Annotated in this window: 13 protein-coding genes; 8 read left to right on the forward strand and 5 right to left on the reverse strand. The window is 63.5% G+C overall.

Annotation, left to right across the window (positions count from 1 at the left end):
- The first annotated feature begins 47 nt into the window (after positions 1 to 47).
- Together CCC_RS12150 and CCC_RS12155 are read left to right on the forward strand one after the other, a co-directional pair.
- Entirely contained in the window at positions 48 to 1,046 is a 999-nt protein-coding gene (locus CCC_RS12150; protein ID WP_152619765.1) for an EF-hand domain-containing protein, read from the forward strand.
- 120 nt (positions 1,047 to 1,166) lie between these two features.
- The gene (locus CCC_RS12155; RefSeq protein ID WP_041041607.1) at positions 1,167 to 2,024 is read left to right on the forward strand and encodes an EF-hand domain-containing protein; all 858 of its coding nucleotides are present in this window, start codon (positions 1,167 to 1,169) and stop codon (positions 2,022 to 2,024) included.
- 3 nt (positions 2,025 to 2,027) lie between these two features.
- On the opposite strand, the gene CCC_RS12160 is transcribed toward CCC_RS12155, so the two are convergent.
- Complete coding sequence (locus CCC_RS12160) at positions 2,028 to 2,669, reverse strand: COQ9 family protein (RefSeq protein ID WP_009869391.1); 642 nt, start codon at positions 2,667 to 2,669, stop codon at positions 2,028 to 2,030.
- Between the two features lie 164 nt (positions 2,670 to 2,833).
- Between CCC_RS12160 and rpsU the strand changes: the two genes are divergently transcribed.
- Together rpsU and CCC_RS12170 are read left to right on the forward strand one after the other, a co-directional pair.
- Positions 2,834 to 3,037, forward strand: a complete 204-nt coding sequence (gene rpsU, locus CCC_RS12165; RefSeq protein WP_002726599.1) for a 30S ribosomal protein S21 — start codon at positions 2,834 to 2,836, stop codon at positions 3,035 to 3,037.
- A gap of 192 nt (positions 3,038 to 3,229) precedes the next feature.
- Positions 3,230 to 5,272, forward strand: a complete 2,043-nt coding sequence (locus CCC_RS12170) for a methyl-accepting chemotaxis protein (protein ID WP_041041610.1) — start codon at positions 3,230 to 3,232, stop codon at positions 5,270 to 5,272.
- A gap of 240 nt (positions 5,273 to 5,512) precedes the next feature.
- Here the strand turns inward: CCC_RS12170 and pntB are convergent, their stop codons facing one another.
- Together pntB and CCC_RS12180 are read right to left on the reverse strand one after the other, a co-directional pair.
- Positions 5,513 to 6,922, reverse strand: a complete 1,410-nt coding sequence (gene pntB / locus CCC_RS12175) for a Re/Si-specific NAD(P)(+) transhydrogenase subunit beta (RefSeq protein ID WP_041041612.1) — start codon at positions 6,920 to 6,922, stop codon at positions 5,513 to 5,515.
- A 10-nt stretch (positions 6,923 to 6,932) separates the two neighbouring features.
- Positions 6,933 to 8,522 (reverse strand): Re/Si-specific NAD(P)(+) transhydrogenase subunit alpha, encoded by a 1,590-nt coding sequence (locus tag CCC_RS12180; RefSeq protein ID WP_041041614.1) that lies wholly within the window; start codon positions 8,520 to 8,522, stop codon positions 6,933 to 6,935.
- Positions 8,523 to 8,831: 309 nt separating this feature from the next.
- On the opposite strand from CCC_RS12180, the gene CCC_RS12185 reads away from it, so the two are divergent.
- A complete protein-coding gene (locus tag CCC_RS12185; RefSeq protein WP_269078882.1) occupies positions 8,832 to 9,617 on the forward strand; it encodes a DUF3108 domain-containing protein in 786 nt (261 codons plus the stop codon).
- 111 nt (positions 9,618 to 9,728) lie between these two features.
- Positions 9,729 to 11,879: a methyl-accepting chemotaxis protein gene (locus CCC_RS12190; protein WP_041041616.1), complete on the forward strand. Its 2,151-nt coding sequence runs from the start codon at positions 9,729 to 9,731 to the stop codon at positions 11,877 to 11,879.
- A gap of 9 nt (positions 11,880 to 11,888) precedes the next feature.
- Here CCC_RS12190 and CCC_RS12195 read toward each other — a convergent pair whose 3' ends face one another.
- Together CCC_RS12195 and CCC_RS12200 are read right to left on the reverse strand one after the other, a co-directional pair.
- The gene (locus CCC_RS12195) at positions 11,889 to 12,911 is read right to left on the reverse strand and encodes a fumarylacetoacetate hydrolase family protein (protein WP_009868061.1); all 1,023 of its coding nucleotides are present in this window, start codon (positions 12,909 to 12,911) and stop codon (positions 11,889 to 11,891) included.
- A 62-nt stretch (positions 12,912 to 12,973) separates the two neighbouring features.
- Complete coding sequence (locus CCC_RS12200) at positions 12,974 to 14,761, reverse strand: M3 family oligoendopeptidase (protein WP_009868063.1); 1,788 nt, start codon at positions 14,759 to 14,761, stop codon at positions 12,974 to 12,976.
- Between the two features lie 66 nt (positions 14,762 to 14,827).
- Here CCC_RS12200 and CCC_RS12205 point away from each other — a divergent pair, with 66 nt between their 5' ends.
- Positions 14,828 to 16,648 carry an AMP-dependent synthetase/ligase gene (locus tag CCC_RS12205; protein ID WP_052473172.1) on the forward strand — a complete coding sequence of 607 codons (1,821 nt, stop codon included), beginning with the start codon at positions 14,828 to 14,830 and terminating at the stop codon, positions 16,646 to 16,648.
- A gap of 134 nt (positions 16,649 to 16,782) precedes the next feature.
- Positions 16,783 to 17,694, forward strand: a complete 912-nt coding sequence (locus CCC_RS12210; protein WP_041041618.1) for a response regulator transcription factor — start codon at positions 16,783 to 16,785, stop codon at positions 17,692 to 17,694.
- Positions 17,695 to 17,700: the final 6 nt, after the last annotated feature.

Raw genomic sequence — 17,700 nt, forward strand, 5'->3', positions numbered from 1 at the left:
CGACCGGAAATAAAATCCGATCATCTTAAGACAGATGGAGAGTCATCATGCTACACGGACTAGGCGCATCCGCATCAGGATCCACGCAGAACATAAGTTCAATATTCAAGAAGCTCGACACGAACTCGGACAACTCGGTTAGTCGCACCGAGTTCATCGCCGGAAAGCCGGACGATGTCAGCGATGATCAGGCCGGGTCGCTGTTCGACAAGCTGAACTCGTCGGGCAGCGGATCGCTCAGCCAGAGCGATCTCACCTCCGCCTTCCAGCAGATGGCGTCGGCCATGCAATCGGTTCTGTTGCAAAACCAGGAAGCCCAGCAGGGCGGTCAGGAAGAGCATGGCGGTCAAGGCGGCCCACCCGATTCCGCCGAAATGTTCAAGACTCTGGATACGGATTCCAACGGCACCGTCACCCGCGAGGAATTCGTCGCTGGACGACCCAAGAATGCCAGTGAAGACGAAGCCGGAGCCTTCTTCGATAAGATCGCCTCGGCCGCCGGGGCCGATTCCGCCTCGGGCCTCAGTCAGGACCAGTTGGCCAGCGGCCTGAAATCCATGGGGCCGCCGGATGCCAGTTCATCGACAGAATCCTCCAGCGAAACCTCGTCCAGCGTCGATCAGTTGATCAATCAGATTCTGTCCCTTCTCCAGGGAACCTCCAGTTCCCAATCGACCCAGGGCGGTCCCGACAGCGCGAAGATGTTCAAGGACCTGGACAAGGACGGCGACGGCACGGTCAGCCGTTCGGAGTTTACGGCCGGACGCCCCGACGATGTCAGCGAGGATCAGGCCAGCGCCTTCTACGACAAGATCGCCTCGGCCTCCGGTGCGGATTCCGCCTCCGGCCTCAGCCAGGACCAGTTGGCCGAGGGCATGAAGAAGGCTGGGCCGCCCGATAGCGCTCAGCAGACGTCGTCCACCCAGTCCACGACGACGACACAATCCTCCAGCAACGACCAGTTGCTGCAGGAATTGCTCAAAGCCATCGGCTCCTACCAGAAGGCCAACCTGCTCAGCACCGCCAATACCAGCCTGGCGGCGTGATCAAGGCCTTCGACATCCCCATGCCGCCCCCCTTCGGCATGGGGATGATTTTTTTCGCAGGCAATGACGCGCCCCAAGCGTTCAACAGATCAGAACAACTGTCTCAGAAGGAGATCGGCCATGTCTGTTGCCTCCGTGGGAGGTCAATCCTCCATCCAGTCCCTGCTGCTGAACGATCTGAAGAAGAATGGTCTGACGTCCGATGTGGCGTCCCAGGTGGAATCGGAAATCAGTTCCGTCTTCCAGTCCCAGAAATCGTCCGGCTCCTCCACCAATCCCACCGATATGCGCAGCGCCATCGAGGCCAAGCTGAAGGAAGACGTGTCTTCCGGTTCACTGACCCAGGAGCAGGCCGATACGGTAATCAAGGCCCTCGATGAGTTCGAAAGCCAGATCAAGCAATCGGGCAGCGCTGGCGGCGACCAAGGCGGCCAGGGCGGCCCCGACGCCTCGAAACTATTCTCCAAGCTCGACAGCAATAACGACGGCAAGCTGACCGAGGACGAATTCGTCTCGGGCCGACCCGACAATGTCAGCGAGGATCAGGCCAAGCAGCTGTATCAGAAGATCGCGGAAAAGAGCGGTGGCGACGCGAGCAGCGGCCTGACCCAGGACCAATTTTCCTCGGGCTTCTCGGCGGCGGCCCCGTCCGGCGGACCGCCTGCCGGTGGCGGCGCCCCGCCTGCTGGCGGCGGCGGCGGCGGCGGCGGATCGGCCGACAGCAGTTCCAGCGGCTCGTCCGACACCGTTGTCTCGGTGACCACCACCACCTCGGCGGACGGCACCAAGACCACCACCACCAAGTATGGCGACGGCTCCACCTCCACCTCGACCACCTACGGCCAGGCAAAGACGTCCAGCGCCGAATCCTTGCAATCGATCCTCAAGGCTCTGACCAAGGACAACGCCGATTCCAGCGAGACGGCGTCCTATCTGAACAAGCTGCTCTCGGGCAATCTGATCGACACGGTGGCCTGATCGTCAGGCCGGGGGCATCACGCCCCGGAAGCGCTGCATGAGGGCGGTCTTGCGGCCGCCCAACAGCCCTTCGAGCCTCTGCCGGAGTTGGGGAAGCGAGCGCAGATCGTCGAGACGGCGGCGCAGGAAGCCCCAGCTATCGGCCGAGCCCTCCGACTCGTCATCCAGCCAGTACAGCAATGTGGCGGAATAAACCGCCGCCAGGGAGGCGCGTTTGGTGTACCACGAGAAATCGTGGGACCGGTCGCCCACCGCCAGCCAGATGGCATCGGCGGTGCCCCAGGTCAAACGCGCCGCCAGGGCGAGATTTTGCGGCAGGGCCAGCAGCGAGGTCGCGCGGCGGATGGCTTCGCGATGATCGGCCCAGCGGTCGAGCCGCAGCTTCACCGCCAGAAAGACCTTCTCCCCCACTCCGCGCCCATCCAGGCCCTTTTCCACCAGATCAGCCTCCATGACGCCATTGGCCTGATCCACCAGATGGGCCACGGCATCGATGGCGCCCCGAGGAAACAGCCTTTCCGTCACGGCCGGATCCAGGTCCAACTCGGCCGCCGCAGCCGCCAGGGTCCGGCGCGACCAGCCGTCAAAGGCGGCATGGGGCAGCATGGCGGTGACCACAGCATCCTTGATCGGACGCGATTCCATTCCAGTTCCTCCTCAAGGCGGCGGACAAAATTCACTTATGCGTTATAGAACGCGGCCAAACCCCTTCACAAGGGGGTGGCACTGTGCTATCAACCCACCTCCCCGGACGGCAGCGATGTCGTGCGTCGGGAGGGTTTTCAAGCGTAGAGGAGCGGTGGCGCAACGTGCAAGTTCTCGTTCGTGACAACAATGTCGATCAGGCCCTGAAGGCGCTCAAGAAGAAGATGCAGCGCGAGGGGGTCTTCCGTGAGATGAAGCTTCGTAGGAACTACGAGAAGCCGTCTGAACGCCGTGCCCGCGAAAAGGCCGAGGCCGTGCGCCGCGCCCGCAAGCTGGAGCGCAAGCGCCTGGAGCGCGAAGGCTTCTAAGGCTTATTCGGCTACTCCGTACTTCTGGGGCGGCCGGACTGAAAATTTTAGCGACGCCATCGCTGGCGCCATGACCCTGTGTCATGGCGCTTTTCGGTCTTTGATATAGCCATAATAGCAACTTGCCCATGGGGACGCGGGCCATTACCTTGAACGGCGAAACGGGGGCAGTGAATTGGGGGGGAATTTGCCATGGAGTTGCTGCGTAATCTTACGATTGGGCGACGAATCCTTTTGGCCTTCCTCCTGCCGGTTTTCGGTCTGGTCGCTTTTTCAGGCTATGTCATCGTCCTGCGGGCGATGGTGGTTTCCGACACCAGCGGCCTGATCCGCATGGCCACCCTGGCCAACAGCGCCAGCTCCCTCGTCCATGAACTGCAAAAGGAACGCGGGACCACGTCTCTCTATGTAGCCAGCGGCGGCACCCAATTCGCCGACCGGGTCACGGCCCAGCGCAAGCTGTCCGACGCGGCCGCCAAACGCTTCGAGGAAGAGGAAGCCGAGGCCGCCGCCTTCGGAGGCGAATTCGCCGCCAGCGTCGCCCATGCCCGCGAAGCCCTGGCGGGCCGGGCCCGTCTGCGCGCCGGAATCGATTCCAAGGCCATCGGCCGCGACGACCTGTTCCATGCCTATACCGACCTGATCAAGGCTCAGCTGGACATGTTGGGCCGCATGGCGCGCCTCACCCCCGACAAGAAGGCCACCGAGGCGGTCAGCGCCTATCTCGCCTTCATGGAGGCCAAGGAACGCGCCGGTCAGGAACGCGCCACCGGCGCCATCGGCTTCGCCAGCAGCTTCGAACCCGAAATCTACCGCAGGCTGGTATCGCTGATCGCCGATCAGGAAATGCTGTTCGCCCATTTCATCCGTACCGCTCCGCCCGAGCTGGTGACGTTCTTCCACGACACCATGAACGCCCCCATCGTCGCCGAGGTCAATGCCATGCGCGAATCCGCACATGCCAAGGCTCTGTCCGGCGGCGAGGGCATCCCCGCCCCCAAATGGTTCGACGCCACCACCAAGCGCATCGATCTTCTCAAAGTGGTCGAAGACCGCATCTCCGCCGATCTTCTGGATTCGGTGACCAAGACCAGCACCAATGCCCGGCTGTTCCTGTGGGCACAGATCATCGCGGTGATCGTCGGCCTAGGCATCACCTTCGCCGCCGCCGTTATTCTGACCAAGGGCATCACCGGCCCCATCCGCGACATCACCGACGTCATGAGCCGCCTGGCCAAGGGCGACACCGACATCGCCATCGAGGGACTGAATCTTCAGACCGAACAGGGCGAGATGGCCCGCGCCGTCGAGGTGTTCCGCAACAACCACATCCTGGCCCAGTCCCTGACCACCGAGCAGAAGCACGAGCAAGAGGCCAAGGAACTCCGCCGCCACGCCATCGAGCAACTGACGCTGACGTTCCGCCAGGAGGTTTCCGGGGCCCTGAACGCCGTGGGCGAAGCCACGCGGCTTTTGGACCATTCCGCCCATACCCTGGGCGATACCGCCGAAAGCATGGAGGGCCATACCGCCGCGGTCGCCACCGCCGCCGAGGAGGCCAGCCTCAACGTCCAGACCGTGGCGGGTGCGGCCGAGGAACTGGCCGCCTCCATCAACGAGATCAGCCGCCAGGTCGCCACCTCGGCCCAGGTTTCCCAGGACGCCGTGGCCGAGGCCGAGCGCGCCGACACCCTGGTTCACGGCCTGGCCGACGCGGCCCGCAATATCGGTGAAGTGGTCACCATGATCGGCGATATCGCTGGCCAGACCAATCTCCTGGCGCTCAACGCCACCATCGAGGCCGCCCGCGCGGGCGAGGCGGGAAAAGGCTTTGCCGTGGTGGCCAATGAGGTGAAGCACCTCGCCACCCAGACCGCCAAGGCCACCAGTCAGATCACCGAACAGGTCGCCGCCGTGCAAGGCGCCACCGATCAGGCGGTCGCGGCCATCCAGGGCATCGGCGGCATCATCGAGCGCATCAATCAGGTCTCGGCCGCCATCGCGGCCGCCGTGGAGGAGCAGGAAGCCACCACCCGCGACATCGCCCGCAACGTGGCCGAGGCGGCCACCGGCACTCGCGAAGTCTCGCGCCATGTGACCGACGTTACCGCCGAAGCGGGCGAGACCGGCAAGACCGCCATCGACGTCCTGGGCGCCGTCGAAGCGCTGTGCCGCCAGTCGGACAGCCTCAACGGTTCGGTCCAGCGCTTCCTGGCCGCCGTGGAGCGGGCGTAACGGCTCGGCTACTTGTGGGCTCTGCCCACGCCCGCAAAGGGCCTTGGGCCCTTTGATCCCTTTGGCTTATTGGGAGCGGCGCAGCAGTACCTATCCAACATGTGATGAGTTTTTCTCAACGCATGTTGGCATTCGCGGGGTCCAGGGACTAAGTCCCTGGCGGGTGCAGGGCGGCGCCCTGCAAGACAGACGGCGGCCCCCTTTCGGGAGCCGCCGCCGTCATAGCAGGCCGGAAAGTGCTTACGCCTTGAGAGCGGTCAGCACCTCGTCCAGCATCTTCTTCGCATCGCCGAACAGCATCCGGTTGTTCTCCTTGTAGAACAGCGGATTGTCCACACCGGCATAGCCGGACGCCATGGAACGCTTCATGACGATGGAGGTCTTGGCCTTCCACACTTCCAGAACCGGCATACCGGCGATGGGAGAGTTGGGATCGTCCTGCGCCGCCGGATTGACGATGTCGTTGGCGCCGATGACCATGGCGACGTCCGTCTCGGGGAAGTCGTCGTTGATCTCGTCCATCTCCATGACGATGTCATAGGGCACCTTGGCCTCGGCCAGCAGCACGTTCATATGGCCGGGCATGCGGCCCGCCACCGGATGGATGCCGAAGCGGATATTGACGCCCTTCTCGCGCAGATGCTTGGTGATCTCGTAGACCGTGTGCTGGGCCTGGGCCACCGCCATGCCATAGCCGGGAACGATGATCACGCTCTTGGCGTCCTTCAGCAGCTCGGCGGTCTCGGTCGCGCTGACCGGGATCACCTCGCCCGCGGGCTGGCCGTCAGCCGCCGCCGCCACCGTGCCGCCGCCGGTGCCGAAGCCGCCAGCGATGACGCTGATAAAGTTGCGGTTCATGGCCCGGCACATGATGTAGGACAGGATGGCGCCGCTTGATCCCACCAGGGCGCCGGTGACGATCAAGAGATCGTTGTTCAGCATGAAGCCCGTGGCCGCCGCCGCCCAGCCCGAATAGCTGTTCAGCATGGAAACCACCACGGGCATGTCGGCACCGCCGATGGCCATCACCATGTGCACGCCGAAGGCCAGCGCGATCAGGGTCATGATGATCAGGGCGAAGAAGCCGCCGCCGACGCTTTCGGCGTTCAGGAAGCCCTTGCCCACCCAGATCACCACCAGCAGACCGGCCAGATTGAGCAGATGGCGGCCGGGCAGCAGCAGCGGCTTGCCGCCGATCTTGGCCGACAGCTTGCCAAAGGCGATGAGCGAACCCGAGAAGGTCACGGCGCCGATCAGAATGCCGATATAGATCTCCACGTCGTGGATGGTCTTCTCGGCGCCCACGAAGGAATGCGCGGTGTCGATATAGCTGGCGAAGCCCACCAGACAGGCGGCGAGGCCCACCAGGGAGTGCATCAGGGCGACCAGTTCGGGCATCTGGGTCATCTGCACGGTGCGGGCGGCATAAAGGCCGACCGAACCGCCGATGGCCATGGCGATGATGATCCACGGCACCCCGGCCCAGGTGACCTGGGGACCGAACACGGTGGCGATGACGGCCAGCGCCATGCCGATCATGCCCAGCACATTGCCGCGACGCGACGTCTCGGGGTTCGAGAGGCCGCCCAGGCTGAGGATGAACAGGATGGTGGCACCGATATAGGAAACGGTGGCGAGACTTGCGGACATGGTGCCCCCCTTACTTACGGAACATCGCCAACATGCGCTTGGTGACGGCAAAGCCACCGAACATGTTGATCGAGGTGAGAATGATGCTGATCACCGCCAGCAAGCCGATCCAGAAACCGGGCCTGGAAATCCCTTCGCCCAAGGGCGGAGAGATCTGGACCAGGGCGCCGATGACGATGATCGACGAGATGGCGTTGGTGACGCTCATCAGCGGGGTATGCAGCGCGGGGGTAACGTTCCACACCACCATGTAGCCCACGAAACAGGCCAGCACGAAAACGGTGAAGTGACCCAGGAAGGCCTCGGGGGCGTTGGCGCCCACGAACCAGAAGGCCAGGGCTCCGATGCCGAAGGTGATGGCCAGGGACTTCGGGGACATGGGCTCGCCCGCCCCGTGGCCATGGCCGGACTTCTTGGCCGCCACGGGCGCGGCGGCGGCTGCCTTGGGCGCGGGCGGCGCGGGCAGAACCAGGGGCGGCGGCGGCCAGGTGATCTCGCCGTCCTTGACGACGGTCAGACCGCGAATGGCATCGTCGCCCATATTGACGTCGATAATGCCGTCCTTGGTCTTGCACAGTTCCTCGGTGAGGCGCTGCAGATTGGTGGCGTAGAGGGTCGAGGCCTGCTTGGAAAGGCGCGAAGGCAGGTCGGTATAGCCGACGATGGTCACGCCATGGCGCACCACGACCTCGCCCGGCACGGTCAGTTCGCAATTGCCGCCCTGTTCGGCGGCCATGTCGACGATGACCGAACCGGCCCGCATGCTTTGGACCATCTCGGCGGTGATCAGCCGGGGAGCGGGCTTGCCGGGGATCAGCGCGGTGGTGATGATGATGTCCACCTCACGCGCCTGTTGCGCGTACATCTCGCGCTGGGCGGCCTGGAAGCCTTCGCTCATGACCTTGGCATAGCCGCCGCCGCCCGAGCCCTCTTCCTCGTAATCCACGCGCACGAATTCGGCGCCCATGGACTTGACCTGATCGGCCACCTCGGCGCGGGTATCGTTGGCACGCACGATGGCGCCCAGGCTGACCGCGGTGCCGATGGCGGCAAGACCGGCGACGCCAGCTCCTGCGATGAAGACCTTGGCTGGCGGAACCTTGCCCGCGGCGGTGATCTGGCCGGTGAAGAAGCGGCCGAACTGATTGGCGGCCTCGACCACGGCACGGTAGCCCGCGATATTGGCCATGGAGGAGAGCGCGTCCATCTTCTGGGCGCGGCTAAGCTGGCGCGGCACGCAGTCCATGGCGAGAACGGTGATCTTACGGGCCGCCAGGGCCTGCATCAGATCGGGATTCTGGGCGGGCCAGATGAAGCCGATCAGGGTGGTACCTTCCTTGATCAGCGCCACTTCGTCCAGGGTGGGCGGGCGGACCTTGAAGACCAGGCCCGAAGCGGCCCAAAGATCGGCGGCGCTCTTGGCGATGGAGGCGCCAGCGGCCACATAGGATTCGTCATCGAAATTGGCGAGCGCGCCGGCACCGGTCTCGACCACCACGGAGAAGCCAAGCTTGATCAGCTTCTCGACGACATCGGGAACGCTCGCCACCCTCTTCTCGTTGGGGAACGTTTCCCTTGGAATACCAATGGTCAGAGACATGGCTTCTCCTGTTGTTCGTAGTTACTGCTTGTTGCCGCGCATGCGCTATAATTTTGGAAAAAACAATGCCCTCTGGGCGGCGGTTTGCCAAGCCCGATCATGTTTGAAAATCAGTCGTTTGGAGGAATCCCAACCGATTGCCGCCCCATGGAGCCCAAGCTCGCAATGCCGCACCGCAACATAACCCCGTCCCCTACACGACTTGACCGCCTGGGACGAGGGCGAAAATGGCCTTTATATCTTCCGAGTAGCAGAGCGGAGGGAGGGCGCACCACCCATTGGGGTAGTGCGATCTTCCTGGCAGGACTTCTGTTCGCTAGTCCGGCCTGGGCCGAGCCTTTGGGCTGGCGCTACGAGATCATGTGGGGCGGATTTCACGCGGGCGACATGGCCGTGACCACCGAGACGAAGGATAAGTCGGTGCAGACCGGCATGACCATCCGCACCGTGGGCCTGTTCGACAAGTTCTTGCACCTGCGATTCGCCGCCGAGGGTGGAGGCAGGGAAACGGGCGGGACCGAATTGGGGTCCGTGCGCTATCAGACACGGTTCAGCAACCGCTATCAGGAGAGGTTGCTTGTGCTGGCCTTCGCGGGTGGCGAGGCCACAACGGTGCGCGATGAGATTCTGGCGGTCTTCGCCCCTCCCCCCGAGGACGAGCCCGCCCCCACCGTTCCGCCCGAGGCCAGGCGCGGCGTTGGCGACCCGCTGACCAATCTGGCGATCCTGGGACGAAAGGCCCGTCAGGCGGTCAGTGCGGGCACGACGACGGCCTTTCATCTGGCCAGTTATGACGGGCGCCGCGCCTATGATTTCCGTGTGGAGGTCAAGGGCGCCCGCCGGATCAGCATCCATGACCGGGATTTCGACACCATCGAGCTTGCCATGGTCCTGAGGCCTGTGGCGGGGTTCAAGCCGCGCTTCCAGAAGGCGTGGGACGGCGCCGAATACATCGTTCATCTCGACCCCGAAAGCCTGCTTCCGCTGCGTATTCAGACCGACGGCTTTGCCGCCGCACTGGTCATCAATGCCCTAGAGCCCTGCCGGATCGCGGCGGAACAATGCGCCCCCCTGCTTGCCGCTGGCGAGCCCTGATCCACCTATTGTCGTAATCCTTGAGTCTCATCCCTCCCCCATATTAGGCTGGATGCAAATAGAGACGGACGCGCTGGCTCGAACCGGATGCGCCTTGGGGAGACAAAGATCATGGGAATGCTCGACGCCCTTTCAGGGCTGCGGATCACCACCCGTCTATGGTTGCTGGGCGGTCTGCCCCTGGCGGGGCTGGCCACGGTGTTCGTCGCCGATTCCATCCAGCTCAAGGACGAGATGGTGGCGGCGCGCGAAGTCAAGCTGCGCCATGTGGTGGAAACCGCATCCGGCGTGCTGGAACACTACGCCGAAGAGGCCCGCCAGGGCCGCATGAGCGAGAACGACGCCAAGACCGCCGCCACATCCGCCATCAAGAAGATGCGCTACGACAAGGTCGAGTATCTGTGGATGAACGATATGGGCAAGCCGGTGCCCAGGATCGTCATGCATCCGGTCTCACCCCAGTTGGACGGCAAGATCCTCGACGACCCCAAGTTCAACAAGGCCACGTCCCTGCGGGCTGGCAATTCCGGCCCCTTCGAGCCCGTGAACAACGTCAACCTGTTCGGCGCATTTGTCACCGTGGTGGACAAGGCCGGGCATGGCTATGTCACCTATGACTGGCCCAAGCCCAAGGAGGGCGGAGGGACGACCGCCGAGACCTATCAGAAGCTGTCCTATGTCAAGGGCTTCGCCCCCTGGGGCTGGCTGATCGGCTCGGGCATCTATATCGACGACGTGGATACCGCCTTCAGGGCCGAACTGGCGCGGCGCGGCGTGATGCTGGCCGCCATCCTTGCGGTGGTGGGAGGTCTGGGCCTCCTGATCACCGGCAGCGTCTCGTCCGGCTTTAGGGCCCTGCATCATGACGTGGACCTTCTGCGCTCCGGCCAAGGCGACGGAACCATGGAGCTCAGCCCCAACCGCCGGGATGAGTTCCGTCAGGTCGCCGAGGTCCTGGGGGAAATGGCTGAAACGCGCCAGCGCCTGGATGCCGCCGATTCCGAACGCCAAGCGGCGCGGCGAAAGGCCGATCACGACCGCTTCGTCATGCAGCGCGACATGCTGCGCTCGCTGGTTCAAGCCGCCATGCTGGGCAACGAAGCCATGATCACCCTGTCACGCATGAAGCGCGAGATTGACATGTCAACCGCCGAGGTCACCCGCATGGCCGCCGCCGTGGACGATATGCGCAATTCCATCAACGCCATCAACGCCGACTCCTCCCATGCCGCCCAGGATGCCGGACAGGCCGGGGAAGCGGCGGTGACCGGCCTCGACGCCAGCCAGGAGGCCCTCTCGGCCTTCGAACGCATCGTCACTGCGGTCAGCGCCGCCGGAAACAAGGTCCAGGGCTTGGCCGAGGCCTCGGCTCAGATCGGCGAGATCGTCACCGCCATCGAATTGGTGGCGGGCCAGACCAATCTGCTGGCGCTCAACGCCACCATCGAGGCCGCCCGCGCGGGCGAGGCGGGAAAAGGCTTCGCCGTGGTGGCGGGCGAGGTCAAGAATCTCGCCAACCAGACCGCCAAAGCCACCGTGGACATCCGCAACCGCATCGAGGGACTGCAAGGCGAGATGAGTTCCATCGTCGGCGCCATCGACGAGAGTACCGGAGCGGTCACCGAGGGCCGCGCCCTGGTGGGCGCCCTGGGCGAACGCCTGCATGGCATCGCCGATCAGGTGGGCTCGGTCCAGACCAGCATGAGCACCATTTCCCGCGAACTGGACGGCCAATCGGACACCGCCCATCGTTTGTCAGACGGCACTACCCAGGTGGTCAGCCTGACCGACGCCAACAACAAGCTGCTGGGCGAGGTACTCGAAGCCATGGGGCGCATGAGCCAGCATCTGGATTCCCAGGTGGGCAATTACGCCAATATCGGCTCGGGCGCCCTTTTGGTGGAGATCGCCAAGAACGATCACATCGCCTTCAAGCGCCGGGTCCTGGACGGCGTGCTGGGCCGCACCGATCTCAAGGCCGACGGCGTTCCCGATCACCACAACTGCCGCCTGGGCAAGTGGTACGACGCCATCAAAGACAACGCCATCTCGGCCAAGCCCGCCTATTCCAACCTGATCACTCCCCATGAACAGGTGCATACGGCGGCCAAGCGGGCTCTGACCTGCGCCGCCGAAGGCAATCTGGACGCCGCCTTCGCGGCCATCGACGACATGAACAAGGCCTCGGCCAGCGTCGTCGCCATGCTCGATACCCTGGCCGCTGAACTGTCCACCTTGGAGGAAGCGCGGATGGCGGGGTGATCCCCCGCCCTACCCCCCGATCACATTCCGAAGAAGGCCGATCTCGACGATCTCGGTCTCCATCACGTCGCCGGGTTTGAGGAATTCAGGCGGCTTGCGCGCCCCGCCCACGCCGGGGGGCGTACCGGTGGCGATGATGTCGCCGGGCTCCAGCGTCAAGCCCGCCGAGAGTTCGGCGATGATGCGCGGCACCTTGAAATACATCTGCTCGGTGCTGGCATCTTGCTTGACCACGCCGTTGACCCGGGTGATCAGGTGGACGCGAGTGTGGTCGAGGTCGGAGGCCGGGATGATCCATGGCCCCAGCGGCCCATGGCCGTCCAGGCTCTTGCCCTTGAACCACTGGCCGCCGTGCTTTTTCTGCTGCACGTCACGCGCCGTGGTGTCGTTGATGACGCAAAAGCCGAAGACATGCTTCATGGCATCGGCCTCGGAAATATTCTTGCCCTTCTTGCCGATGATCACCGCCAATTCGCATTCCCAATCGATGGAGGTCGATACCGCCGCGTCATAGGGAATGGGGTCGTAGGGGCCATTGACGGTGCCCACCGCCTTGGTGAAGAACACCGGATGCTCGGGCAGATCGGCGGATTTGAGGCGCATGGCCTCGCCTTCCTTGAAATGCTCGAGATAGTTCCAGCCCACCGCATAAATATTGCGGGTCGGCTCGGGGATGGGGGCCAGCAGCCGCACCTCGCTGACCAGGGGGCCGGATTCGGGGCCTTCCTGCATCAGTTGGCGGGCCTGGGCCAGAGCGAAATCACCCGCCTTGATCAGCGAGATCATATTGGCGGGATCGAAGGCCAAGGCCATGCCGCGCGTCTTGGCCGCCGCCCCCAGATCGACCACCCGGCCTGACGGCTTGACCGCGCCGATGCGCGGCGCGACCCCACCGGCCGAATAGGTGACCAGACGCAACGACCCGGCGGCGGAATTGGGAATGGGGCCAGCGGCCCCGGCGGCACCGGGAACCAGGGCTCCGGCCGCGATCGCGGCCCCCAAGGTCAGGAACTGGCGACGGGTCTCATCCATGACGGCTCTCCCATATGGCACTGGTCAGACCACTGCCATATGGGGAGCCGCCCGAGTTTCGTCTACATGGCTTCCAACTCGTCGATGAAGCCGATGACCACGTCCAGTCCTTGACGCCAGAACTGCGGGTCGCCCGCATCCAGGCCGAAGGGGGCCAGCAGATCCTGATGACGGAGCGTTCCGCCCGCCCTCAGCATATCCAGATACTTGGCGGGGAAGTCGGCAATCCCGCCCTTGGCGTGGACGGAATAGAGCGAGTTCACCAGGCAATCGCCGAAGGCATAGGCATAGACGTAGAACGGCGAATGGACGAAATGCGGGATATAGGTCCAGAAGTGCCGGTACTCGTCATCAAAGCGTAATGCCGGACCCAGGCTGTCGGCCTGAACGCTCATCCACAATTCGCCGATGCGCTCGGGCGACAATTCGCCCCGGCGGCGCTCGTCATGGAGCAGGGATTCGAACTGATAGAACGCCACCTGGCGCACCACGGTGTTGAGCATGTCCTCCACCTTGGAGGCCAGCATGATGCGGCGGCTCTTGGGCGAGGTTTCGCGTGCGAGCATGGCGCGGAAGGTCAGCATCTCGCCGAAGACCGAGGCGGTCTCGGCCAGGGTCAGCGGCGTGTCCGACATCAGCAGGCCCTTATCGGAGGCCAGAACCTGATGCACGCCGTGGCCCAGCTCATGGGCCAGGGTCATCACGTCGCGGGATTTGCCCAGAAAGTTGACCAGCAGATAGGGATGGACGGCGGGAACCGTGGGATGGGCGAAGGCACCGGGCGACTTGCCGGGCCGTACGGGCGCGTCGATCCAGTTATTGTCGAAGAACCGCTTGCCCAAGGCCGCCATGTCGGGGGAAAAGGCCCCATAGGCACCCAGCACCGTGTCGCGGGCCTGTTCCCAGGTATATTTGCGGTCATCATCATCGGGCAGGGGCGCGTTGCGGTCCCAATAATCCAGCACATCGACTCCGAACCACTTGGCCTTCAGCTTGTAATAGCGGTGGGACAATTGGGGGAAGCAGCCTTTCACCGCCTCCACCAAAGCATCGACCACCCCGTCTTCCACCTGATTGGACAAATTGCGGAAGGATTGCGGCCGGGCGTAGTTGCGCCACTTGTCCTCGATCTCCTTTTCCTTGGCCAGGGTATTGGTGATCAGGGCGAACAACGGCGCATTGTCGCCCAGAACCTTGCCCAGCGACTTGGCCGCCGCCTTGCGCCGGGCGCCATCCTTGTCGCTGAGACAATTGAGGACCTCGGCCGAGGTCACTTCCTTGCCGTCCAGGGGAAAGCGCAGCCGGGCCATGGTCTCGTCGAACAGCCGGTTCCAGGCCGCCGTGCCCACCACATGCAGCTCGTGCAGCATCTTCTCGGCTTCGTCCGAAAGCTGGTGCGGACGGAACATCCTGGTATCGCGCAGCCACGAGGCGTAATGAGCCGCCGCGGGCGCCTTCAGCTTCTCGGCCAGCACCGCATCGTCGAGACGGTTGATCTCCAGGGTGAAGAACAAGGTGTGCGACGTGATGCCGGTCACCCGTTCCTGCATGCCCTGATAGAACCGGCCGCGCTCGGAATCGGAGACATCGCCGGAATACAGCAACTGGGCATAGGACATGGCGCGGTAGATGATCTGGCCGATGCGCTCCCACTCGGCGATGGCGGCCCCGAACTCAGGGCCCGGCAATCCGGCCAGCCGCCCGGCATAGGTGGTCTCGAAGGCCTGGGCCGCGGAATCCGCCGCCTGAAGATCCGCCTCCAGTTCGGGCGAATCGGGGGCGGGATAAAGGTCGGAAAGATCCCACTCGGGTAGGGTGCCGAGATCGTCTGCCGGTGCTACAAAGGTCATGCGCTGTCTCCTTGCTGCATCACAATATAAGGATGGCGGCAGGGCGCGAACAGGGAGTTTCGACGCATGGAGGTTGAGTTCGCCACGCAGACCAGCCTGCCGGCCATGTTCCTGGAGCAGGCCGCCCGTCTGGGCGAACGCCCCTTCCTGGGCAAGAAGTCCGGCGGAGTCTGGCACGCCCTGTCCTGGCGCGAGACCGAGGCGCGGGTGCTGGCCCTGGCGGCGGGCCTGCGCGCCTTGGGGCTGGCTCCCGGCGACCGGGTCATGCTGGTGGCCGAGAACCGCCCCGAATGGGCCATGGCCGACCTTGCCATCATGGCCGCAGGCGGAATCAGCGTGCCCGCCTATACCACCAATACCGTGGCCGATCACCGGCACATCCTGGACAATTGCGGCGCCCGGCTGGTGATCGTCTCTACCAGAGCCCTGGCCGAACGCATCCTGCCCGCCGCCGCCCATTCCGACCAGGCGCCCGCCATCATCGCCATGGAACCCCTGGCCCTGGCCCAATCGCCCGGCGTGGATATCCACAGCTGGGAGGCGGTTCTGGAGTTGGGGCGCGGGGCCGAGGCCCCCATCCGGACCATTATCGCCGGACTGAAGCGCGACGACACCGCCTGCCTGATCTATACCTCCGGCACCGGCGGCGTGCCCAAGGGCGTGATGCTGTCCCACGGCGCCATTTTGTGTAATTGCATGGGTGCCACCGACGTTCTGCGGGAACTGGGCCTGGAGAACGAGGTCTTTTTGTCCTTCCTGCCGTTGTCTCACGCCTATGAGCATACGGCGGGGCTGTACTTCCCCATCTCCATCGGCGCCGAAATCCGTTACGCCGAGGGACTTGAGCATCTGGCCACCAATATGGCCGAGGTCTCGCCCAGCATCATGACGGCGGTTCCCCGGCTTTACGAATCCATGCGCACGCGGATTCTCAAAGGCTTGGCGCGGGTCAGCCCCCTTCGCCGCCGCCTGTTCATGGCGGCCCTCGATCTGGGCACGCGCCGCATCAAGGGCGAAAGGCTGGGCCTGCTCGAAATCCTCGCCGATCTCGTGCTGGAGCGGCTGGTCCGTCATAAGGTCCGCGACCGTTTCGGCGGAAAACTAAAAGCCTTCGTTTCGGGCGGCGCGCCTTTGCCCTACGAGGTGGGCGTTTTCTTCATGGCCCTGGGCGTGCGGATTCTCCAGGGCTACGGCCAGACCGAGGCAGCCCCCGTCATCGCCGTCAACCGGCCCGACCGCAACAGAATCGAGACGGTCGGCCCGCCCATGCTGGGGGTCGAGATCAGAATCGCCAGCGACGGCGAAATCCTGGTCCGGGGCGAAATGGTAATGCAGGGCTATTGGCGCGATGCGCATTCCACCGCCCAGGCCGTGGATAGCGAGGGCTGGCTGCATACCGGAGATATCGGCGAAATCGACCCAGACGGCGCTTTGCGCATCACCGATCGCAAGAAGGACATCATCGTCAATTCCGGCGGCGACAATATCGCGCCTCAGCGCATCGAGAGCTTCCTGACCCTGGAACCGGAAATCGCCCAGGCCATGGTGCACGGCGACCGCAAGCCCCATCTGGTCGCCCTGATCGTCCCCGATCCGGAATGGCGGCAATCCATGGGGCTTGCCGACCCAGAGTCAGAGGACACATTGCAAAAGACACTGGGAAGAGTTGTGGATCGCGTTAACCGCCAACTCTCTGCCATAGAAAAAATCAGGCGGTTCAAGGTTATAGATGACCCCTTCTCCGTCGAGAACGGCATGCTGACTCCCACTTTAAAGATTCGCCGCCACCAGATCAGAATCATACATGGAGAATCCCTGAATCAACTTTATGAGGACAAGTCAACACCCCAACAGCATCCCTTTAATGAAATTCATGACAACAGATAAAAACAGATTGTTAACGGAACAGCCACGATCACCGATTGAATCAACCTCGCTATTCTTCATATTGATTTTTGCCAAAGTGTTGCATTAAAACCAGCTATACCTTTGCAGCCCCGACCAAGAGGCCCTTTGGCCAGATGTCCCGAGCAATTCCCGCCATGCCATTGGCCCCGGCCTCCGCGGCGCTTGACCTGTCCAAGGTCAAGACCCTGGTCTGCGAGCCGAGCCTGCCCATCCGGCAGGGCATCCGCCTGGCTTTGAACAATGTGGGCATCCGCGACATCACCGAGGCCACCACCTTCCTGGCCGCCCATCAGGCCTGCAAGGAAGGCGATCACGACTTCCTGCTGTTGAACCAGGAAATCGAAACCAACGACACCGCCTTCATGGTGCGCGAATTGCGCTCGGGCGCCCTGGGCCGCGACCCTTTCATTCTGACGGTGATGCTGTTGTCGTCGCGCGAAGAGCCCAAGGTGCGCTCCGCCATCGATTGCGGCCCTGACGATCTGCTGTTGATTCCCTTTGCGCCCGACCAGCTGATGAACCGCCTGAAGGCCCAGATCGAACGGCGCAAGCCCTTCGTGGTAACCCACGATTACATCGGTCCGGACCGCCGCGCCGCGCCGCGACCCGGCGCCACCTCGGCCACTCAGTTCCAGGTGCCCAATCCGGTGCGGGCCCGCGGCACGAATGTTCCTCGCGATCGCTACGACCGGATGAAGCAGGAATCCATCGTCACCATCAGCGTGGAACGCATCAAGCGTCTGGCCGCCACCATGGACTGGGAATGCAACGCGCTCACCGTCAGCGCCCGCGAAGGCAGGATGACGCCGGAAAGCACCTATCGCAGCCTGTTGAAGTTGGAACAGGTGACAGCGGAACTATCGCTTCGCGTCACCAAACAACTTGGCCACAGCACGGAAACTATTGATAGCTTGACCAATATCTGCCGCCGGTTGAAGACGGTTCCGAGCAATGTAAGCTTTTCAGATGTTGAAATCATCACACAGACATCGCGCCGAATATCCGGAACATATACATCGCGATAGAATAAC

The sequence above is a fragment of the Paramagnetospirillum magnetotacticum MS-1 genome (genome assembly GCF_000829825.1).
Taxonomy (GTDB): Bacteria; Pseudomonadota; Alphaproteobacteria; order Rhodospirillales; family Magnetospirillaceae; genus Phaeospirillum; species Phaeospirillum magnetotacticum.